The sequence below is a fragment of the Anabaena sp. 4-3 genome, from assembly GCF_001597745.1.
In the GTDB taxonomy this organism is placed as follows: Bacteria; Cyanobacteriota; Cyanobacteriia; order Cyanobacteriales; family Nostocaceae; genus Trichormus.
Genome location: NZ_LUHJ01000014.1, coordinates 25,624 through 47,996, shown reverse-complemented (window position 1 = coordinate 47,996; position 22,373 = coordinate 25,624). Strand labels below are relative to the sequence as shown.

Genomic DNA, 22,373 nt, shown 5'->3' with positions numbered 1-22,373 from the left:
GAAATGGCATTGTAGGGGCTTCCGTGAGCTTTAACCGCAGGGTGTAGGGGAGATTTTTTCCCACAATTCTTGACTTTTGTCTTTTGAATGTGTGACTTTTGACTTGTTTATGCCCAATCCCCAATCCCCAATTCGCTAAAAAATACATCTTAGTTATAGTAAAGATTCCCATTGCAGAATATTTTTACCGTGGATAACGCTGTCACAGTAGTCAGCATCCTCTCATTACTACTGTTAGTTTTGCAATTACCTGCAACAGCAATACTGCTTTCTCGTCTGTTCAAGGGGCCAAGACGTAACCCCCCTATCCAACCGCAACAGCCCACACCAGAGATGTTCGGTAGTGTCAGCGTTGTAGTGCCTACGCTAAATGAAGCACTTCGCATTAGCCCATTGTTAGCAGGTTTGAGTCGGCAAAGTTACGAAGTGCGAGAAATTATTGTTGTAGATAGCAAATCTCAAGATGGGACTCCCGACTTAGTAAAAGCGACACAGCAACAAGACCCGCGCTTTCGCTTGATGAATGATGACCCTTTACCCCCTGGTTGGGTTGGTCGTCCTTGGGCTTTGCATAATGGCTTTTTGTTTAGCGCAGAAGATAGTCAATGGTTTTTAGGGATGGATGCTGATACACAGCCTCATCCTGGGTTAGTGGCTAGCTTAGTGAAAACCGCAACAGTACAGGGTTATGATTTGGTTTCCCTGTCTCCTCAGTTTATCCTCAAGTATCCTGGGGAATGTTGGCTGCAACCTGCATTGTTGATGACTCTACTTTACCGCTTTGACCCGGCAGGGATTACTACAGACCAACCACAAAGAGTCATGGCTAATGGTCAATGCTTTTTGTGTCGGCGTTCTGTGTTGGCGGCTGTGGGTGGTTATAGTAGTGCGAGTAGTTCTTTTTGTGATGATGTCACTTTAGCACGTTATATTGCTGCCCAAGGATTTAAGGTAGGCTTTTTAGACGGTGCAAAGGTGCTGAAGGTACGAATGTATGAGGGTGCGAGAGAAACTTGGAAAGAATGGGGGCGTAGTCTCGACCTCAAAGACGCATCACCGCAAGCGCAGGTTTGGGGAGATTTATGGTTATTGTCGGCAGTGCAAGGTTTACCCATCCTGATTTTACTAAGTTATTTGTTAGTTTCGTTACTGCTGCCCTTGCCTGCGGTGTTGCCTTTACAGGGTTTATTGGGATTGAATGTATTTTTATTGGTGATTCGCTTTGCTATGCTATTAGCGATCGCTCCTTCCTATGACAGAAAAAATGCTCAAGGTGGTTGGCTGTTCTGGTTGTCTCCTTTGGCTGACCCTTTGGCAGTGTTGCGTATCTTTTTATCTGCATTTCGTCAGCCCAAGGAGTGGCGAGGTAGAAAATATAGTCAACAGTAAAAATGCTTAGAGACGCGATAAATCGCGTCTCTAGAATCACTCAGCACTCAATTAATCTTCTTCACCTCCCAGGCGATCGCCTCGTTCTAATTCCCAGAGAATTTGATTACCTTCGCGTCTCACCCGTGACACTATCCAATTTCGCCAACGCCATTGGTCTCCGCGACTGGTGACAGCACTGGCGTGAACATCCATCAAATCTGCTAACTCAGAACTGGTGATCAGGTAGCCTTTAGCGGCTATTTCGTCAGCAATACGTAGAGTTTCGATTAAGTTACGCAGTTGGTCAACCCGATGTTCGGGTAGCTTGTCTTCGATTGTAGCCGCCGCTTGTGCGGTAGGTGGTTCCATAGTGGTTGTGTTTGTTACAGAAGTACCGACTTCTTGTGTTTTTTTATTAACTATTGTAGAGTTTGTAACATAATTAGGTACTTTTGTTACAGTATTTGCGTTGGGATTAGGTAAAGATTTGTAAGGAAAAGATGCAGATAATTGCTGTAAAGATGGGACTTTGCCAGTAGCAAAACTGCGAGCAATCACATCACAGCGTTCATTACCGACGTTACCAGAATGACCACGTACATGATGCCAATTGACTTGCATAGTATTCAGTTCGTCTAAAATTTCGAGTAAGTCTTGATTTTGTACGGGGTTGCCGTCGGCTTTTTTCCAGCCTTTGCGCTTCCAGCCTTTTACCCACTTGGTAACGCAGTTAATCAAGTATTCGCTATCAGTGTAGAGGGTGATAGGTTGAGTTTGTCCAGAAGCGTGGAAAAATTTTAAAGCGGCGATCGCAGCTTGCATTTCCATTTTATTATTCGTGGTATGGCTGGCAGCCTCGCCCATTTCATGAATTGAGCCATCATTGAAATAGACAACCACACCCCAACCCCCAGGGCCAGGATTACCGGTGCAAGCACCATCTGTGTATATACTTTCGATTATCGGTTGAGTAGACATAGTAAAAATATTAAACCGCATTGGTACGCAACGACTTTAGCGGCACAAGATAGGAAGCAATATATAAGTTTACACAGTTAAGTTGATTTGTTGAGAGTAAGGACTGAAGTCCTTACTACAAACTTTAGGCAATGGATTTTGAGCCGTTAGCAACATCTTCAATCAATTGCAAATGCTGAGGTAATAATCTGGCTAAATCATAACGCTCTAGGGCAGTTTTCCGGGCATTGGCTCGAAGTTCTGCCATGCGGGTAGGATGATCTAGTACCTCATCAATGCGGTCTGCAATTTTTTGGGGTGAGAAAAAATCCACCAACAAACCATTCTCACCGTCTTTAATCACTTCTCTCACAGGTGCGGTATCAGAACCAATTACTAAACATCCCGTCGCCATAGACTCAATCATCGACCAAGACAGAACAAACGGTCTAGTGAGATAAATATGGGCTGATGATGCTTGAATTACTTGTAAGTATAGATGATAGGGCAATGACCCAGTAAAGTGAACCCGTGATAAATCTAGCGGTACTTTTTTCAGCATCAATTCTTTGTAGGTCATACCATCTGGTAAAGACTTGCCATAACAAACTCTATCTGACCCTACAATGACTATATGACAGTTCGGCCTGCGTTCCTGTACATAGGCCAAGGTTTCGATAAATTGCGGAAACCCACGATAAGGCTCCATTCCTCGCCCTACATAGGTGATAATTTCATCAACACCGGATAAGTCTAGATTAGGTAATACTAATTTCGCGCCTGGGTTGGGTTTAAAGAATTCCGTATCGACTCCATCATGCAGCACAGAAATCTTGGGATGGAATTCTTTGGGGAACTGAGCTTTTTGCCAATATGTTGGCGATAAACCCCAATCACAGGTATATAAATCAATTAAAATTGGTGCATTTTTGACACGGATACGTGCTATATCATCAACTGTTAGCGGGTCTGTTGGGTCAAAATCTGCATCTGAACCAACGGCATTATAAAACCACTCAAAATAACACATTAGAGGTGTGTTTGGGAAAGCATCTTTCATAAACAAAGTCGGCCCCCAACCAGAATGACCATAAATCACATCAGGTACAAAGCCCTGTTTTTTTAGTTGTTCAGCTAACTTAAATACTGCTTGACCATGTAAAACCGCATTTTCTAGGGGTCTGACGTAGTGATGGGTTGTAGGGTGCGCTTCCCGGCTAGGTGCAAATATTGCTTTGTTGATACCAGGAAGGGTGACATCTTGATTTTTGGTGGCAAAAACTATCTGATTTTTGGGGTCTTTCGCCAAGGCTTGGGCTACATGACGATACTGCGCCGGAAAGTTGGAATGGAGAAAGAGAACTCGCATGAATTATTAAGAGGGTTTAATTAAGGCTTGCTGATTTCAATATATCTGCTGTATTTTCTTGAATTCTGCACTATAAAGAAAATCTATACAGTAAAGGCGCACAATGAAGAGTGCGCCTGTGTCTACTTTGGTTTTTTAAACGCGGAGGGGCGCGGAGGTTTGTTTTGAGGTGGTGGGTTAGGGGAGAGTCAATTTTTAGTAGCGAATGCGTGGGTCAACATAGGCGTTGAGTATGTCAATTAGTATGCTGGCACTGACGACGATCGCTCCAAAGAAGACTAGCACGCCTTGAACTGTGGGATAATCGCGATCGGCGATGGCTTGATATAGTCTATTTGCTAGCCCCGGCCAAGAAAATGTCACTTCGGTTAAAATCGCACCGCCTAATAGGGAGGCAAAGGTTAAACCTAAGACGGTTATTACGGGGATTAAGGCATTTTTTAAGGCATGGGAGACTAAAATTTTGTTTTCAGTGATTCCTCTGGCTCTAGCGGCTTCTACGTAGTCGGCTCGCAGGGTCTGTTTGAGGTTAACTCTAACAATTCTTTCAAAAATTCCACTCAGCAAAATTCCTAGTGTGAGGCTGGGAAGGGCTAAATGATGTAAAGCTGCAAAAAACTGAGTAAAGTTAGCTCTGAGTAAGCTATCAATGGTATATAGTCCTGTAATTGTTATGGGAGGGTCTAAATTGGGTGGAAAGCGGTTGGAGTTAGGAAACCAACCGAGTTGGACTGAGAAAATTAATTGTAATAGCATTCCTGCCCAAAACATTGGTAGTGCGTAAGTGATAATTCCAAATAATCTTCCGCCAATATCAAAGGATGTTCCAGGGCGAGATGCTGATAGTATCCCAACGATAACGCCAACAATCAGCGCAACTAGCATACTAGATATTGCTAACTCTACGGTTGCGGGAAAATGTTGTGCAATAATATTCCAAACTTGCTGTCCTCGGCTGGTTAATGATGTTCCTAAGTCAAACCGAAGTACATTACCTAAGTAATTGAGATATTGCAGCCACAAGGGTAAATTTAATCCTAATTGTTTTCGTAATTCTTCTTTAGCTGCTTCTGGCGCACGTCCACCCAAAATCGCATCGGCTGGGTCGCCTGGTGTGGCTCTTAGTAATAAAAATACTATGGTAATAATGGTTAATAACTGGAGTGGTGCTAGCAGCAACCTGGATAAAATGTAATATTGTAAAGCTTTAGAACGAGACATAATAATTCAAAATTCAAAATTCAAAATTAATACAGCGTTTTCTAATCTACTAAGCTACAGATTTATCTGCGTTTACACCGTTCGCGCAGCGTCTCCGTTAGGAGAAGTTCTGATGTCTACGACAAGCCGCTTGCGCGTCTACGGCGGAAGCCGCCGCTCAGACTTCTCTCTGCGTTTATCTGCGTTCCCTTCTGACTGTACCTCACTTGAAGGGTAATTCATAATTAGACATTACGAATTACCCAATTATTATTTCTTGATGGTGCGATAAATTAAGTTTTGGGTGGGGTCTAGTTTGACGTTACTTACACCTTTTTGGGCAAATACATAATCTTTGTTTTGCCATAGGGGAACGTAAGGAACATCATTCACTACTTGTGTTTGAATTTGCTCAAAAATCTTCTGTCTGGCTGCGGGATTTTGTTCTTGACGTTGGTCGTCAATTAATTTATTCATGGTTTCGCTATAGTAAAACGACCCCTGAGTTTGACTTCCACCGTCTTCACAACCTTTAGTTTCTGAGCCTTTTTGGCAATATAAGAATGGTTGCACGTAGTTATCTGGATCGAGAAAGTCTGGATACCAATCTAGTAATGCGGCGGGATATAAACCTTTGGAAATGTCTTTAAAAAATGTCGCGCCTTCTACTGTGTTGACTTCTAATTGTACTATGCCTTCCATTCTGGTATCGGCAAGGGATTTTAATGTTTGTGCTGCTAAACTGCGCGTGGGTGAACTGGAAGGATACCAAACGGGAATTTTGACTGGATTTTCTTTGGAGTAACCAGCAGCAGTTAACAATTGTTTTGCTTTTTCAAAGTTACCATCGCCATATTTATCTTTAAATAATGGTTGGGAAACATTGAATGTGGTGGGAATCATGCTATAAAGCGGGTCGGCTTGACTGTATAAGACTCGCTCATTTAATAAGGGTCGTTCAATTATAGCAGCGATCGCCTGTCTCACTTCTGGTTGATCTAATGGTTGTTGATTGCGATTCAACACTAAATAACTAACTACACTACCTTGCGCCGTAATCGCTTGCCAATCTCCTTTTTTCGCACCTTCTTCTAAGCTACGAATTTGATCAGGTTGTAGTGACAAGTACGCTACATCTACCGCATTGGTACGGAAAGCATTAAACAAGTTGACTGGGCTAGTTTGAATTTGTAAATTAATTCCGTTATTTGCTGGTTTTTCTCCCCAATATTTATCAAACACATCTAGACGCAAGGAGTCTGTACCATACTGCGCCAATTTATAAGCCCCTGTTCCCACAAAAATATCTGGTTTAAATTTCCCTGCGCCCAGTTCATACGCTGTGGGTGAAACAGCACACACGCCAGAAAAGGCTAGGAGGGAAGGAAAAGCTGCAAAAGGTTTTTTCAGCTTAATTGTTAGTTCATAATCGCCTGTGGCGGTTACTGAGTCTACTGTGTCGGCTAGTAAGAAGGACGGTTTACCCTTGTTTTCAATGAATCGCTTGATGCTAAATTCCATTGCTTTGGCGTTGAAGGGTGTGCCATCATGAAATACGACTTCTTGACGCAGAGGAATTGTGTAAGTTAAGCCGTCTGCGCTGACTTTTGGTAATGCTGTTGCTAGTTGTGGTTTAATTTCTGTGCTTCCTGGTTCGTAAGTATAGAGGCGATCGCTCATATTAAATACTAAACCCAAGGACGCTAATTCATAAGCATCGGCTGGATCTAAAGTTCTCGGTTTGGATGTTGTCCCTATAGTAATCCGTCCATCACCCGCAGCTGTACTTCCTGAACTAGAAGATACATTAGTTGTTTGTGGTTGCTGTCCGCAACTGATAACTAACAATAAACATAGAGAGAACAAAGACAGAAATTTTGTTACCCGTCCCCATCTTCTCCCTGATAAGGAAAACCAAGTCATGGCACTGTGATTTGTAAAATTAGCCAGTAATCATACTACATGAGTGCCAATCATAACGAATTTTTTAGGGTTAATGTAGATTTATTTTATCTTAAACTTCGCCGACGTTGACGGGGATTCTTTTCCTGGGGTCTTATTAAGGGTACTACCTCCGCTTCGCTACTTTCCCGCGCGACTCTAATTAGCAATGCTGCACCGATTAAACTAGCAATCATGGAGTTACCACCATAACTAAACATGGGTAAGGGTAAGCCTGTAGTTGGTAATGCTCCTGTGGCTACTGCAATGTGTAACAGTGATTGTCCTACCATGACAATAGTAATCCCTATCGCTACTAATCGATGTATGGGATTTTTCGCCTTTAATGCCACAATTAACCCTAAAGTCGCAAATGTGGCTAACATCAGCAACAGTACAATACTGCCAATAAAACCAAATTCTTCGGCGAAGACGGCAAAAATAAAATCTGTATCCTGAATTGGTAAGTAAAACAGCTTTTGTTGCGACATTCCAAAGCCAGCACCCCAAATTTTACCAGAACCAATGGCTAAAAGGCTTTGTACCAATTGATAGCCATCTCCTGTTGCATCCGCCCAAGGGTTGAGAAATGACATTACCCGTCTACGTTGATATTCTTTAATACTGATACTGAGTAATCCTAATAAGAACCCACCAATTGCTGTTCCTCCTAGGTATTTGTAAGGTAAACCAGCAGCTAGCGCAATTAGCCATATAGTCATACCACACAGCGATGCTGTACTCAAGTTAGGTTGGGCGAGAATTCCTAAAATTACTAAGCCAAAAATCCCCAGCCAAGTAAATCGCACTCGCCAAGGTATTCTTTCCCATTGACCAAATAGACGCGCACTTTGCAATACTAAAAATGGTTTAATTAGTTCTGAGGGTTGCACTGGAATCGGCCCTATTGCTATCCAACGGGCTGCATCAAAGGCTTTTTTGCCTAATCCTGGCACGAGAGTTAAAAAAATTAACAATAAAAATAACCCTAACCACCAATGAGATACATTGATGATTTTTTGCAAGGGTTGATTCACAATCAGATTAAATCCTACTAGGGCGGCTAATCCCCAAACGACTTGGCGTTTAAAGTAGTATAAACCATCATCTTGACGCACATCGGCTACTACATAGGATGCGGAAAATAAAATAATTAATCCGACAAATAGCCAAGTAAATGTTAACCAGCGCAGTAACCGCGCTTCTAATCCCCATTCGGTGACGGAATTATCAAAAATTGGAATCAGGTTGCGTAGATTCACGATTCAGTATAGGTAAATTAGTTAAAATTGAACGCAGATGGACGCAGAGAGAAGTCTGAGCGGCGGCTTCCGCCGTAGACGCGCAAGCGGCTTGTCGTAGACATCAGAACTTCTCCTAACGGAGACGCTGCGCGAACGGTGTAAACGCAGATAAGAATAGAAAAGGCTAGATAGATGAGAAATTACACTTGTAATTTATAACTCATAATTGATGATGTGATGCAAGGCAGCGATCGCACCATTAGTATAAGTTGGGATAGCTGGTTTATTTGCTGGTTCTCTGGTTTGTAGAAGTTGGTTGACGGTGGTTAGCACCTCCTGAATGTTTTTGACTGCATAACTTCTGCTGACTCTTTTGTGTTGGCGATCGTACAATCGCGCTAATGGTAATGCTACCAACGGTACACCCACAGCTGCACATTCGTAAACTGTGTTATAACCTGCACCACCTACAATTACATCGGCTGCGGCTAAACATTCTATCCCTGGATGATGAAATACCCATAAATCTTTAAGCTCATCTTGGGGAGAATGGGGTGTTAAAATTCTCACGGCACATTCTGGAAAGGTTTGATGTAGTTTCAGGGTGAGTTGACTAAATAACGCTAACTCGGATGCTTGTCCTGCTGCACACACTAGGATAATTTTCTGAGTATCATCAACTCTGAGGATATGCGATCGCACGGTTTTTTTATCCAGTAGTTCCCCAGCATTCCGCACTAACCACGGTGCTGTATGTATCACTCCCGGTAAGTCACCCAAGGGTAAATCTTTTCCTTCCCCCGGTACAATCACCGCCTGAAAATTTTTTACCACAAATGAACGCAAGTCTTTCTCAATCACATAGCGGGGATTAATATCTCGATGAATCAGAATCCGAGGTATACTATGCAGTCGCGGTAAAATATCCACCAATTCACCCCCCAATCCTCTCGGAAAGGTGTCAACAATCAAGCAATCATAGTCAGTATTTAATAAAATTTCTTGTACTTGTAGACAAGTTGCAGCAAAACCTGTATGATATGGAATGCTATGTAATAAGCACCCTTGATTATGGATGTGCTTTGCATAAGGGCTATTTGTAATAATTTCGACTTTTCTTTGGTTAACTGCAATTCTCCCCAAAGATAAAGCCCGGTTTAAATGTCCCCAACCGCCACCAAGGGCGTAAATTAACCAAGTTTTAGTCAAAAGTCATTAGTTATTAGTCATTAGTAAAGATTGTCTGGCTTTGGGATTTTAAATTAACTTGCTCCCATGTAGCGTTCAAAATCGCTATCTCTTTCAGTTTCTAAACTGATAGCATCGGCTTCTGTAAAGTCTATATTACCAGTTTCAGGGTCATAGTTATAGCGATCGCGGTTATAGTAGTAGTCACTACTCCAAGACTGATAGCGATAATCACCATAGTTAGAATAATAGGCGTAGTCTTCTTCGTAAGTCTGTTGACAGTAAGGACAACCTGTGGTATCAGTGCGTCCACAAGCACGTTTAAACAAAAATCCTACCATGCGATCGCACACCCAAGCCGTCGCTGTATAGTTGATGATAATTTCACAGTTACCAATTTGGATGCGATCGCCATCTTTCAAGTTAGCAGTGGTTAACTGTACACCATTGATTTTAATGCCATTACTTGTATTTTGGTCAAGAATAATTAACTCTTGATTTTCCCAAGTTATTAAAGCATGATAAGCTGCAACTAAGTCATCTTGAATGACAATTCTAGAAACTTGTTGATGATTAATTTCTGGTGGCATAGCTGCGAATTCTTTGCCAATTGCCACGGGTATCTGTAATAATGGTTGTCTGCGATCGCCTGTATTCGGATCTATCCAATTTAGCTGAATCTGCACAATTTATTTACCTCCTGTTAAATTTACAGCATAAGCTAAAGCTGCTTGTTGTTCGCGGGTGAGTGCATCTAAACCAAAGCAAGCAACCGCAATGGGAGACATACTTGATTTTGTCGAGAAAATTGTTCTTCCCGATGGATTTCTTAAAGACATTTTCCCATCTTTAATTTTTACTTGATAAACTAACTTTTTATCAGGTGTTGCAATTTCTAAACTATTCTGACTGCTTTGAATTCTATAGACTAATTTTTTATTTGCATCTTCTAATTGATAGTCACTATCACTCTGACGTTTGAAAGTAAATAAATCTTGATTTTGTTCGGGATTTTTTAATATCCAAGCACCTGGCGCACTAACTACATAGCCTAAAACTTTTTCTTGAGCATTTTTAATTTTAATCTTTCCCGATTTATCAGCTTTAATTCTGGCAATTTCCTGATTATTGCCATCAACTAACTTTGAACCATCAGCTTGTTGTTTCAGAGAAAATAAATCTGTATCACCTGCGGTTTTAAACTTAATTTTCTCTGTAGTTTCAGCAACGCTAGCTACAGTTGTTGTTGCTTGGTTATTGCTACTAGATGTCGTATTATTAACTTGATTGTTAGTACAGCTAAAAATCGATGTTAGCAAGAAGCAACAAATGATAAATTTGACAAGTTGTTTTGTCATATTATTTAGATAGCATTTTAGCTAAATTAAGTACCTGATAAACACTCAAAAACATTGATGTAATTGTTTGGTAAACTTTCTCTTTATTTTCAGCAAACTCAGGCGGAATTCTGACGAGAAGATATATTACCTTATCTGTAACTTTTATTCTTCTCAGCGTTGATGCTGCTGGTAGCTTTATAGCTTTAATTACATCATTTTTTAAACCTTTAACTGCACCGTAGCGACGCTGAGGATAAGTTAAACTTAAATTTACTTCTAAACCATAAGATTTAACTTTCGACTTGTATTTACTCTTGCCACTCCGGCTACGCTTATAGCCATATTGTTTTTTACAAACTTCATTAGTATTTAAGAAAAATCGAGTCTTATCTAAAAAACTACCTTTAATTTTTAACCATTCATTTTCATAAATATCTATTTTAAATCCAAATTTGTAAGGGTGTGGTATTGTATTGTTTTTATTATCATCTCTCTCAGTTTTCTTGAAACTTAGCCTGACATATATGGAAGCTGTTTCATCCATATCTCTCGCTAGCATCTGCAAAAGACTTTTAGTTAAATCATATCGATAATTACTAAGATTCAATTTCTTATATTTATTACTCATGTTCAAGTAATAAATCCAAGCAATACCCAAACCAATGCAGCCCGTAATTAATACAACAACAGCTATATTAATAAATGCTTTTTCGATGCCAAAACTAAATACAATAAAAGTCAGAACACTTAAGGTTAATAACCCTAAAAAATAGTAAAGTGCTGTTGAACCATACTTCTGTTGTTTTAACTCTGCCAGTTTATCAAGGGCTGACAAATCATCCAAATCAGTGGTAATCACTGTAATTGGTGCAGTCTCTTCATAAATTAATTCTTTGCGAAATTTCTCTAATTCAATGGGCATATTATCTTAAGTCCATTAACTCAATTGCTTAATTTTTTGCAACAATGCTGATTTTTGTAACAATATTTTTGACATCAAAACGGTATAAAACGCCGCCAGTATACCAAACAAAAAATTAAGTGTCAACGAGATTAAACTTTTATGAATCAATCAAAAATAGCGTATATTTCCTTTGATACCGTACCCGCACCAAAGGGTGCTGCTATCCATATTGAGGCTTTTTCTCAAGCTTTAGCAGCAGCTTTTGGTGATATACATTTATTAACAGTTTCTCCTACAGCCGAACTAATAAATTATCACCACATTCATCCACAAGTTATGCAAACCATGTTGCCAGCTTTGGGTGAAAATTTAATTCAGCGAGTTTTGTACTTTCGTCGTCTGTTGCGTGGATGGTTGGAAGGAAAGCGATTTGATGCTATACATATTCGCTCAATTTACGAAGGCTTAGTCATTGCCCTTAACAAAAAGCAATATTGTGACAAGTTAATTTTTGAAGTCAATGGTTTACCTTCCATCGAGTTAAAGTATCGTTATCCTGCGGTTGTGGATGACAGAGAACTTTTACATAAATTACATTCCCAAGAACAAGTTTGTTTAACAGCAGCAGATTTAATCGTCACGCCTAGTGGAGTAACTGCTGAGTATTTGCACCAAATCAGAAACATTCCCACAGATAAAATTAGAGTGATTCCTAATGGTGTGGATTTAGATGTATTTAGTTATGAATTAAGTAAGCGTAATATTGTCAATGTACCTTTACAAATGTTATATTTTGGTACACTTTCATCCTGGCAGGGTGTAAAATTAGCTATTGAAGCTTTAGGGTTGATAAATCGAGATTTTCCGGCTAATTTAACAGTAATTGGGCAAGCCAGAGAGTATCAGATTAAAAATTTAAAACAACTGGCGTTAAAGTTAGGAGTGGCAGAAAATCTGACTGTTTTAGAACCAATTTCACAAAAACAATTGGTGACATATATTCATAACTCAGATGTGATTTTAGCCCCTCTCACAGCAAGCGATCGCAATTTAATTCAAGGTTGTTGTCCTTTGAAGATTTTAGAAGGTATGGCAACAGGAACACCAGTAATTGCTAGTGATTTACAGGTGGTGAGGGAGTTAGGAGAAGATGGAGTTGATTTTTTATTAGTTAAACCCGGTTCAGCTAAAGCAATTAAAGATGCCGTGTTACGCTTGCAAAATCAGAGGGAATTAGCAACTCAATTAGCCATTAATGCCCGTCAGCGAATTGAAGAGTATTATACTTGGCGACGGGCTGGTGAGGCTTTAGTTGCTGCTTATCAAGAGTTAGGGATTAAGCGGTCGATGACAGTTTGAAGTTGTTGTAGTTCTTGAGTGATAGAATGGGCAGTTAAGATGCGATCGCGTGCTGCTTCCTGAATTCTCCTTTTTTCCCCTAACGGCATTGCCAAACATTCCAAAACAGCCTCACCCAACTTATGTAGATGGGAACGAGACAACAAAAACCCGTTTTCACCGTGAGAAATCATCTCAGGAATCCCACCCGCATCACTAGCAATACAACAACAACCACAAGCCATCGCCTCTAATAGTGCATTAGGCATACCCTCCCACAGAGAAGGCTGAAGATAAACATCACACAACCGCAGATGGGCAGCAACTTTTTCAGAATTAGATAGATGCCCAGTAACAATAACTCGCTGGGCATCTTCTGGCTGATGAGTTGCATACAATTGCAACAAAGATTCTTGAGAAGTCCTAACTTCGCCAATAATTAACAGACAAGCTGGTTGTTGCTGGCGAACTCTTGTTAAAGCATTCAGTAAAAACTGCTGCCCTTTCTTTTCCCGCAATTCCCCACAAAACCCCAGCACCACTTCCTCAGAAGCAATTCCCAAACTATCCCGCAGATTATCCCCTGTCAACTCCTCCTCGCTAGCAGAAACAGGCGTGAGTTTCTGGGAAGTTTGATTTTCAGGGGAAAAGATTTCTGTATCAACCGTGTTTTTTAAAACTAACACATCATCACGCCCACACAGTAGCCGCATCTTCCGCGCCATATCACCACTAACGGCTGTAATCACATTGGCGTGTTGTAGCGTCCATTGTAACCGGGCAAAATCTCCAGGCGGAAACATTTCCCTGTCAACATCATTACCACGCGCACTAACAGTGCTAGCTATTCCCTGAAGTTTTGCGAACCAAGTCGCCAAAAAACCACTAGGAAACAGATAATGTCCCCACACAGCATCATAATTATAAGTTTGATGCAGCCACTCTAAAAAATTTAAAGTATGGGGCATAGTCATATCCCAATGGCGATATAAACCCACACGATAAACACGAGGCTGAATATCTAAAGACTCTGGCGGTAAAACCTCACCCGGTTGTAAATAACGACTCCAAGTAATAACATCAGTTTCTATACCCAATTGACATAATGTTCTCACCAGTCGCGTGGCACTACTAGCCACTCCCCCCAAATCTGGCGCAAATCTTTCTGTAATTAATAAAAGACGTTTCATCGTAATTTCAAAATTTCACTTGATTCATGGGAAAATTTCCACATTCGCCGTCACGCACCAAAATTCATAGCAGATTGCACCTATTCCTTGATGATAATTTTTGTAGGGTGGGCATTGCCTGGAAATTTCTCAAAGCTGTAGTTTTACGTTGTGGGCAGTGCATCGCCTGTTCTGATTAATACCAATTCTCTACGAAGTTGCATCAAATCAATGATGTAGAGACGTTGCATGCAAAGTCTCTACAACGCTACGCCACGCAAGCTACATCAAGAAACGGTATAAGAATAGTGCAAAATAAAACATAAATTCATCTGCGTTCATCTGCGTTTATCTGCGTTTAATAACAAAAAAACAAAGAGGTCTAAATCAGACCTCTTTGTATAGCTTTCTATAATAATTTTCAACTCATAGCAATTACAGCAAACCAGCATTAAGCCCTTGCTTACCAGTTGCCAATTCCACTTTAACGATTTTGCCGCCCATTTTTTGAATTCTTTGTTGTTCGCGGAACCAGTTTTCGTAGGGAACCAGCTTAGTAAAGTAGGTGTTTTGTAATTCGCGTTGGGTACGAATGCGGGTTTGGCTAGGAACGCAAGCTGTAACTTTAAATAACCGCGCCATTAGTTGAATCTCCTATGATAAATGGAAAAACTTTTTTATTTCAAAAAAAAACGGGAGTTATGTATTTTACCCAGATATTTAATAATCTCTCCCAGTCTGGAAATCAAACATCAATACTAGACACCTAACACTCATAACTAAATTTTAGTTTGATAAGCCACTAGACGTTCTAGCACTCACGGTTGATTTCCAGACCTTAATAAAGCCGCACCTAACAACTTAAGTGCAATTAGCTCTTAGCTCAAGCCAGAGGAGATGTAGTCGAAGTAAACACCCATTTCTTTACCAGCGTCGGGGCCTACCAAGCTAGCGGTTACTTCTTTCATTGCTTGGATAGCTTGAACGGTAGCACCGATGGGTACACCCAAGGAGTTGTAGGTTTCTTTCAAACCATTGAGTACGCGCTCATCCAGGATGGAAGGATCGCCAGCTAGCATAGCGTAGGTAGCGTAACGGAGGTAGTAATCCAAGTCACGGATACAAGCAGCGTAGCGGCGGGTGGTGTACATGTTACCACCGGGACGGGTGATATCAGAGTACAACAAGGATTTAGCTACAGCTTCTTTAACGATCGCAGCTGCGTTAGCACTGATGGTGGTAGCAGCACGTACACGCAGTTCGCCTGTAGCGAAGTAGCCTTTGAGTTTTTCTAAAGCTGCGGTGTCAAGGTACTTACCTTGAACGTCAGAGGAGTTAATTACAGAGGTAATAGCGTCTTGCATGTTGTTATTTCCTTATGTCCAACCTTATTGCAATAGATTTCAGTTCGTGCCGTGGAAACAGCTTCGACCTACTGCATTGCACCAACAACGTAGTCGAAGTAAGCACCAGCTTCAGATGCGTCTTCAGCAGACAGCATGCCAGCAGCAACGTTCTTCATAGCAGCAACGCCACCAGCTACTGCATCGATGGGAGTACCGAGGGATTTGTACATTTCGCGAACGCCAACGATACCGATTTCTTCGATGGGGGTAACGTCACCAGCAACGATTCCGTAGGTGATCAGGCGGAGGTAGTAGTCTAGGTCACGCAGGCAGGTAGCGGTCATTTCTTTACCGTAAGCGTTTCCACCAGGAGAAACAACGTCAGGACGTTTTTGGAACAGTTGGTCGCCAGCTTGCTTAACGATGCGCTCGCGGTTGTCGGTCAAAACTTGAGCGATGCGTAGGCGTTGTTGACCACCAGCAACAAAGCTCTTGATCCGATCTAATTCGCCAGGGCTGAGGTAGCGGGCTTCTGCATCAGCATTCACGATGGACTTCGTGACGATACTCATTAATGGATTCCTCCAGTACGAAATAAAACCAGGTTTTGATTAAACTGGTGCGACTTTAAATTGGTTGCTGAGATTATTCTCTCGCGTTTTTGACACAACAGTTCACTGAAGTAACTGCTATTGTCATCAGCATACAAGTAGGCGTTAGTTCACACAACTAAACAAGCCTTTAAACTCAGCTACCTTACGCAAAATATTCTCCGGCATTCTGTTGAGCATTTATGACTGCTCTTAATACTTTGTAACATTCGTTTCAGTTTAACCGTGATTCCCACAGTTGTCACGGCAAAACTGGGGATTTGGTACTGGGTCTTGGGGATGGGTTACTGGGTAAGTTTCCCAGTCCCTAGTCCCTAGTCCCTAGTTCCTAGTCCCCTATCTCGGAACTCAAGGAATTTAGCGATCGCCTGCTCTACCAGTGAGAGTAGAAGGTGACAAGCTAGACCAAGATTGTTTCACCAAATCAGCAGCAGCTTGCACACTACCCAAGTAGTTACCTGCGGGTAGAGATGGGAAGCGTGGATATGGAACTACATCCTCGCCATAGTAGCGGCTGTATTCTGCGCTGTTAACAATTGCTTCCACAGCAGCCCGTAAACCGTTATCAGCCAATAACTTGTTATATTGACGGATTTCGCCTTGGGTAGCTGGCGCACGTCCCAACAGGTGACGGAACAAGAATTCAATTACCTTGGTGTTGGGATAAGGTGTGTAGAAGCGTTTGCGATAGATTTCTGAACTAGCTAGTTCCCGCACAAACTCACGCACGGAAATTTCACCGTTCCGCAATTTACTGTCTAAGTCAGAACGGCGGAGGTAGTCAGGAACTTGTCCGCTAAATACATCCATTACCTGACGGTAAATCGCGTTAATTACCACCTGTGTTTCTGTTGAGTTTGTACCATCAGTCAGGCGGTAAATACGAATCGGTTTACGGCGAGTTGTACCAACACCCACTTCTACAGACTGTCCGCGGCCATCGTTGAAGGAACGACCCAATTCAATGAACAAGGGTTTACTCTTGTCCATTTGTCTGGCTTGGGCGGCTAAATCTGCGATCGCCTTCGCCAAAATCGGTGTCTTATCCGACTCCATCCGCGCTTTCACAGGCTTAAAGCTAGGTACAACCAAATCATCGTTTTGCTTGGTCAGTTGATTGTATAGCTTCTCGGTATTGGGGAAGTTAGCCGCAGGTAAAGTTGGGAAGCGACGATAAGGAACAGTATCCTCACCAAACACCTGGCTGTACTCCTGGCTATTTACCAAAGCACCAATAAACGCCCGTAGACCTTGAGTAGCCAAAATTTGGTTATACTTGCGGATTTCAGCTTGATCAATCGGTGCGCGTCCTAAGAAGTGCTTAGTACCCAACTCAATTACTTTAGTGTTGGGGTAAGGTGTGTAAAATTCCTTCAGGTAGAGGTTAGAGTAACCCAAACCTTCAATGAATTCCTTAACGGTGATTTCGCCGTTACTTAACTTGCTTTCTAAAGTTGTAAATTCGTTCTTAACGATGTAAGGAGCAATATCACGCTCGAAAATCTGACGGTAAGCCGCACTGATCAAAGTTTTTACAGCAACTTTATCAACAGTGTTAGCTACCAGCTTAAAGACTTTCGTTTGTTCCCGTTGCTTCGTAACACCTTGGTTAATGCGGAAGTTTACATCTGGTGCGGTGCGGGTTTCTGCAACAGTACCCAATTCAACAAAGCGTGGTGTTTCTTGTTTTTCAACTTTCGCACCCACATCTTCACGGATGCTACCAACACGCAATTTTCTCATTGCTACACCCGCAGGAGTCAGATAGCGTTCGTAAGGAACAGTATCTTCACCAAAAGCTTCGCTGTACTCTACGCTGTCAAGAATCGCATCAACAACAGCATAGAAGCCTTTCTTAGAAGCGATGTCAAAATACTTGTTGTTTTCTTGACGACCATAGGTAGGACGACCCAACAAGCGGCGATGAATGTACTCAATCGCTTTACAGACATAAAGCGGAGTCCAGTACAGCTTGCGGAATAAATCCGACTTAGCCAAAGCGCGAACAAATTCCCGTACCGAAATTTCGCCGTTTTCCAGCTTAATTTCCTGCACTTTCAGCCGTTGACCTTCGTAAACGTCACGACCAAACACTTGTAAGTAGGTCGCTCTGATTACCGCTTGGGTAGAGCTTTCAGAGAATTTAACGCTAGCTCCCTTACCAGTGTTTCTGCTCAGGGTAGCCGGAATTTGATCTAACTTGAACACTTTCGGGCCTAGAGTACCAGGAGCTACACCTCTTGCTTTCGGGTTGCTCAATTGGTTATTAATACCAGGGCCTTGGTTAATCAAGATGCGTCTGGTGTCCTTACCAAAAGGTGCAGGACTGGTGCTGGGGTTGCGGGTTTCTTTCGGGAAAATCGCCCCAAACTGAATTTCTAAGGGGTCATTACCAGAACCGTAGGGGTGTTGATCTGGTAGTGGTTGTTCATAAGCCGCAAATGTGGTAATAAACTGAGGTACTTTACGGAAAGGCGCACTGTAATTAAACAGGTCTTGCTGTGGCCCCCAGTTACGACATTCTTGAGCTTCTTGACCCAAACCACGCAGGTAAGGTACAGTTTCTTCCCCAAAGTAGTCGCTGTATTCTTGAGAATCTACCAAAGCATCTACTAAAGCTGGTAGACCGCCGCTAGACACAATTGAGAAATATTTTTGTACTTCTTCGCGGCTACTTGGCCCCCGTCCCAAAATGTGACGGAAAGCTAACTCAATCACGCGGCTGTTAATAAAAGGTTGGTAAAACTGTTTTTGGTAAAGAGGAGATTTTGCCAAACGACGCACAAACTCCTTCATGGAGATGTCGCCATTTTTCACTTTGGATTCTAAGTCAGAGATTGACAAGCTGTAAGCACGGGTAATATCGCGCTCAAAGATTTGCCGATAGGCTGCTTTCACTACCTCTATTTTTTCACTAGCTGATAACCCAGGCTTCATGACAAACTTAGGTCTTCTTTCAGCCGAGTTGAAATAAATTTGTGGTAGCTGTAAACCTTGTTGGTCGCCAGAAGGACGTTGACGCAGTTTGGTAGAGGGTGTGGGTGCTTTGAACTCGGTCAGCAACACATCCATGTACTGAGTCACAATGTCTGTGGCTTCAGCATCTTTACGGAAATAAGACAGGGATGCTGCTTTAATTTCTTGTAAAGCTACTAGAGTTGCTTCACCAGAGCAAGCATTTTCAATAATTTCCCGCAAGCCCCGTGTATTAACTGCGATGATGTTGGGGTCGCCAGCGACGATCGCATAAGTAGCATAGCGCAAGAACCAGGATAAATCCCGCAAGCTCTTGGACATATTGCTAGGGCCGTAACGGGCAATGTTAATTGGTCTAAAGCCTGGAGGAGTTGGGCCGCCAGCAGATGTGTTGAAAATGGAGCGTAAATTTTCAAAGAACCCACCACGAGTTTCAACGTAGGTGACAGTTCCGAGTTTCATTCCTTCTCTCATCTCACCGCCAGCAGCAACAGCAGCACCAGCCATTGCCATTTCGGGTTCTTTGGGCTTTTCTAAGAAAGCCATTGGCGAACCACCCACGAAAATCCGGTTAGCAGCGCGGGATACGATAATCTCAGAATTATCAGTGAGGATTTGAGCAATTTCTAGACGTTTTGCACCAGATGCAAAATAGCTTGCTAATTCCTTTAACTCACCACTTCCCAAAAAGCGGTCTTGTTGTTCCGCTTGAGAAATGGTTGCTACAGCTAGGGTTTGATATAGTTGCGGGCGCGCAACTGAGCTTCCACCACTCGCCTTAACACTCATCGGATTTTTAAAACTCCCATCATAATTATTTATGTGTTAAGTCTGGGTTGCTTGAGGCTTGACACATAGTTGTTTTTATGTATCGCGATTACTGCCTACAAAACTGCCAGTAAATTTAACCCAGTCAGCTTTTAGATTAGAACGTTTTGCGTTTGCACTGTTCATTTATTAAGAACTATGTAGATTTTTTGGTCTTGAACTGTCTATTTCCACAAGTACCCACTCTTTGGCGGCTGAGAAAAAATTTAATTTTTGTAAATTTTCTTTACAAACTGCCCCAAATATTTTATTTTGCTTTCCCTTGTGAAATTTTCTCAGCAAATCCGTACTGGGTACTTTAAATGCTAAATTTGTGCTTCTCAGTGGTGGTTTGAGTAGCAAATGCTACATGATATCAGCATTCTAGACTAAAATGATGCAAAAATATAGTTCTTGTGGTGTGGGCATCTTGCCCGCACCAGACAGGCTAGAGAGCTTATCCCACAAATGTTAACAGTTATAATTAAATATAAAATTAACAGGAATAATTGAAGCACCAAGTGATTGGTCAATTCAACATAATCACTATTTGTATGGAACGCCTAAAAATCCCGATGAGATAATAGAATGAATCAAGAAAGATAGAATTGACCAACATTTTTATTTATGTTTATAGAATTATTACCCTTCCCAATCTTCAATTCTTAACCCTGTAACTCGACTAAATTCCCTGACATTGTGAGTCACTAAAATCAAATTGTTCACCAAAGCAATAGAAGCTATTTGTATATCATTTGAACTAATAGGAGTGCCAGCATTTGTTAAATCAGCCCGAATATTGCCATAAAATTCAGCACAGTAATCATCAAAAGGTAAAGAAACAAACTGTTCTATAAACATTTTTTGTACGGTTATAGCCTTTTGAGGATTATTACTACGCATAGAACCATAGAATAACTCAGCCTTGACTACAGAACACACCGCAATTTTTTCAGGTTCTAACTTATCAAGATGATGATTAATGCTAGGAGATTTACCCTTGAGATACATGATACAAACATTAGTATCTAGTAAATAGATTAAAGTATTATTCTTCATTAAAAACCCCAATTAAATCATCATCTGTATCAGGAGAAATCCCTAGTTCATCCGTTGCAAAATCAATATCAGCACAAGCACCATATAAATTAAGTAAACCTGCCGAATGCAGAATATTTTTTTGTTTCAAAAATTCCTTGAGTTCAGCATCAGAAGTAAAATTTAGTAAATCTTTTAATTCATCAAAATTAATTAACCCTTCTCGAAATGCTTCCAACACAAGATTATTGAGGATTGTTTGCGGTAAATCAACCCATTTATTGAGAACTTTCTCTGTTAACTTATCTGGTAAATCAATTGTTACTTGCATATTTTTTAAAACTCCTGAATCTAGGTTTTACGTATCTTATCTCAAATAAAGGGTTCTAAATATAAAATATTATTTATTTTTGATGCTTAATGAGCTTTCTTTAGCTTTAAGTTGGTTTACAATACTTTCTTCCAAAAGATGGTAGAGAAAATGAGGAGTTTTTAAATTAGCTGAGTGTAATAGATTTTGATAAACTTGACACGCCGAATCATCATTTAAAATTCGGTGGTGAATCATTCTTGTCCATTCAGGAGCAGTTATCATTAATTGAGGAACAACATTAATAAATGCTGTAATTTGTTTTTCCATATCAAAAGATTCCAGAAAATGAATTAAGCTAAACATCACTTCTGGCTGTTGACATTGGTCGTCTAAAATTAGATGATATGCAGATAAATTATTTTCATCAGCATTTTCAGCTAGTTCGGCTAAAGCATTTTCAAAATTGGTAACTTGTTCTTCTGTTTGCATTAAGTGATTTTCTTGCAAAGTTGCCAATAAATTATTTTGATTCATTTTTTTTACCTTATTTATCAAAAATACATGGACAAGTACCTTTATTCCATCTGATTAATGTTTGCAAACTTTCCCTGATTACTCTATTATACAAACCTTGACAAAAACAGATTTTATAAAAAATTGTATTTGGTACACACGATTTACGCATTGCTGCAATTGCAGAATCAGTTGATGGGATTTTAGTAACCCTCAATTGGAAGGATTTTGAAAAAGTGCCTGATTTGTGTTTAGAAGATTGGACTGGTAATTTGCCTAAATAAAAAATGTCTTAATCAGGATTTACAGGATTAAATGATTTATAGGATAAGAAAATAGATAATAGGTGAAAAGTGAAATTACCTATTTGTTAATAACTAAAAATTTGAAAGAAATATTATTAGCTTCCCAGTATTCTTTAGCTGAATTGAAAATATCCAATGCTATTTGGTACTGTGTCGGGTCAGCTTGAGCAAAGATATCAGCATGATCATATAAAATGACATATCTTTCAGCAGGACACCATGTTAAATCGGTGATACATTCATCAAAAGCATCCCAGTTAGCACCAAAGTATGTAGGAAAGTCCATTGCTTCAGCAGCTTGTTTTAAAAATGTTTCTTTGCTATTAATTTTTTTACCATCAAAATAAAAAACTTTTGTTCCTGGTTCTGCGGCTATTTGTTCCACTGCTTCACGGATGTTTTGTTTAATATCTATTGGTAAAACATTAAGAAATTCATTCATA

The 22,373-nt window shown here is 40.8% G+C and carries 20 protein-coding genes; 2 read left to right on the top strand and 18 right to left on the bottom strand.

The window, feature by feature from the left end; translation table 11 throughout:
- Positions 1-189: 189 nt before the first annotated feature.
- Positions 190-1,389: a 2'-O-glycosyltransferase CruG gene (gene cruG, locus A3775_RS03600; protein ID WP_066424005.1), complete on the top strand. Its 1,200-nt coding sequence runs from the start codon at positions 190-192 to the stop codon at positions 1,387-1,389.
- A 51-nt stretch (positions 1,390-1,440) separates the two neighbouring features.
- Here the strand turns inward: cruG and rnhA are convergent, their stop codons facing one another.
- From rnhA to A3775_RS03555, 9 genes are all read right to left on the bottom strand, one after another.
- The gene (gene rnhA / locus A3775_RS03595; protein ID WP_066381014.1) at positions 1,441-2,349 is read right to left on the bottom strand and encodes a ribonuclease HI; all 909 of its coding nucleotides are present in this window, start codon (positions 2,347-2,349) and stop codon (positions 1,441-1,443) included.
- A 124-nt stretch (positions 2,350-2,473) separates the two neighbouring features.
- Entirely contained in the window at positions 2,474-3,697 is a 1,224-nt protein-coding gene (locus tag A3775_RS03590) for a glycosyltransferase family 4 protein (protein ID WP_066380706.1), read from the bottom strand.
- Positions 3,698-3,892: 195 nt separating this feature from the next.
- Positions 3,893-4,918 (bottom strand): ABC transporter permease, encoded by a 1,026-nt coding sequence (locus A3775_RS03585; RefSeq protein ID WP_066423890.1) that lies wholly within the window; start codon positions 4,916-4,918, stop codon positions 3,893-3,895.
- Positions 4,919-5,167: 249 nt separating this feature from the next.
- Positions 5,168-6,820, bottom strand: coding sequence for an ABC transporter substrate-binding protein (locus A3775_RS03580; RefSeq protein ID WP_066423889.1), 1,653 nt, complete (start codon positions 6,818-6,820; stop codon positions 5,168-5,170).
- 86 nt (positions 6,821-6,906) lie between these two features.
- Positions 6,907-8,100, bottom strand: a complete 1,194-nt coding sequence (locus A3775_RS03575) for an FtsW/RodA/SpoVE family cell cycle protein (RefSeq protein ID WP_066423887.1) — start codon at positions 8,098-8,100, stop codon at positions 6,907-6,909.
- A gap of 195 nt (positions 8,101-8,295) precedes the next feature.
- Positions 8,296-9,291 (bottom strand): glycosyltransferase, encoded by a 996-nt coding sequence (locus A3775_RS03570; protein ID WP_066423884.1) that lies wholly within the window; start codon positions 9,289-9,291, stop codon positions 8,296-8,298.
- Between the two features lie 53 nt (positions 9,292-9,344).
- Positions 9,345-9,956: an FHA domain-containing protein gene (locus tag A3775_RS03565; RefSeq protein WP_066380697.1), complete on the bottom strand. Its 612-nt coding sequence runs from the start codon at positions 9,954-9,956 to the stop codon at positions 9,345-9,347.
- 3 nt (positions 9,957-9,959) lie between these two features.
- Positions 9,960-10,628: a hypothetical protein gene (locus A3775_RS03560; RefSeq protein WP_066423882.1), complete on the bottom strand. Its 669-nt coding sequence runs from the start codon at positions 10,626-10,628 to the stop codon at positions 9,960-9,962.
- 1 nt (position 10,629) lies between these two features.
- Positions 10,630-11,532, bottom strand: a complete 903-nt coding sequence (locus tag A3775_RS03555) for a hypothetical protein (protein WP_066423880.1) — start codon at positions 11,530-11,532, stop codon at positions 10,630-10,632.
- A gap of 141 nt (positions 11,533-11,673) precedes the next feature.
- On the opposite strand from A3775_RS03555, the gene A3775_RS03550 reads away from it, so the two are divergent.
- Positions 11,674-12,873 carry a glycosyltransferase family 4 protein gene (locus A3775_RS03550; RefSeq protein WP_066423879.1) on the top strand — a complete coding sequence of 400 codons (1,200 nt, stop codon included), beginning with the start codon at positions 11,674-11,676 and terminating at the stop codon, positions 12,871-12,873.
- Here the strand turns inward: A3775_RS03550 and A3775_RS03545 are convergent.
- The 9 genes from A3775_RS03545 to A3775_RS03505 all read right to left on the bottom strand — a co-directional run bounded on the left by A3775_RS03545 (position 12,837) and on the right by A3775_RS03505 (position 22,372).
- Positions 12,837-14,042: a glycosyltransferase gene (locus A3775_RS03545; RefSeq protein ID WP_066423877.1), complete on the bottom strand. Its 1,206-nt coding sequence runs from the start codon at positions 14,040-14,042 to the stop codon at positions 12,837-12,839. The two genes, A3775_RS03550 and A3775_RS03545, sit on opposite strands and share 37 nt — an antisense overlap.
- Before the next feature lie 414 nt (positions 14,043-14,456).
- Positions 14,457-14,663, bottom strand: a complete 207-nt coding sequence (locus tag A3775_RS03540; RefSeq protein ID WP_066380687.1) for a phycobilisome linker polypeptide — start codon at positions 14,661-14,663, stop codon at positions 14,457-14,459.
- Between the two features lie 236 nt (positions 14,664-14,899).
- Positions 14,900-15,385 (bottom strand): allophycocyanin subunit beta, encoded by a 486-nt coding sequence (apcB, locus tag A3775_RS03535; RefSeq protein WP_015141457.1) that lies wholly within the window; start codon positions 15,383-15,385, stop codon positions 14,900-14,902.
- Between the two features lie 68 nt (positions 15,386-15,453).
- Positions 15,454-15,939 carry an allophycocyanin subunit alpha gene (apcA, locus tag A3775_RS03530; protein ID WP_066380685.1) on the bottom strand — a complete coding sequence of 162 codons (486 nt, stop codon included), beginning with the start codon at positions 15,937-15,939 and terminating at the stop codon, positions 15,454-15,456.
- 396 nt (positions 15,940-16,335) lie between these two features.
- Positions 16,336-19,743: a phycobilisome rod-core linker polypeptide gene (locus A3775_RS03525; RefSeq protein WP_066423875.1), complete on the bottom strand. Its 3,408-nt coding sequence runs from the start codon at positions 19,741-19,743 to the stop codon at positions 16,336-16,338.
- Positions 19,744-20,403: 660 nt separating this feature from the next.
- Positions 20,404-20,820 (bottom strand): type II toxin-antitoxin system VapC family toxin, encoded by a 417-nt coding sequence (locus A3775_RS03520; RefSeq protein WP_066423873.1) that lies wholly within the window; start codon positions 20,818-20,820, stop codon positions 20,404-20,406.
- A complete protein-coding gene (locus A3775_RS03515; RefSeq protein ID WP_066423872.1) occupies positions 20,810-21,130 on the bottom strand; it encodes a hypothetical protein in 321 nt (106 codons plus the stop codon). The genes A3775_RS03520 and A3775_RS03515 overlap by 11 nt, the downstream gene beginning before the upstream one ends.
- Positions 21,131-21,199: 69 nt before the next feature.
- Positions 21,200-21,646 (bottom strand): Imm30 family immunity protein, encoded by a 447-nt coding sequence (locus A3775_RS03510; protein WP_066423871.1) that lies wholly within the window; start codon positions 21,644-21,646, stop codon positions 21,200-21,202.
- Between the two features lie 342 nt (positions 21,647-21,988).
- Positions 21,989-22,372, bottom strand: a complete 384-nt coding sequence (locus tag A3775_RS03505; RefSeq protein WP_066423870.1) for a barstar family protein — start codon at positions 22,370-22,372, stop codon at positions 21,989-21,991.
- Position 22,373: the final 1 nt, after the last annotated feature.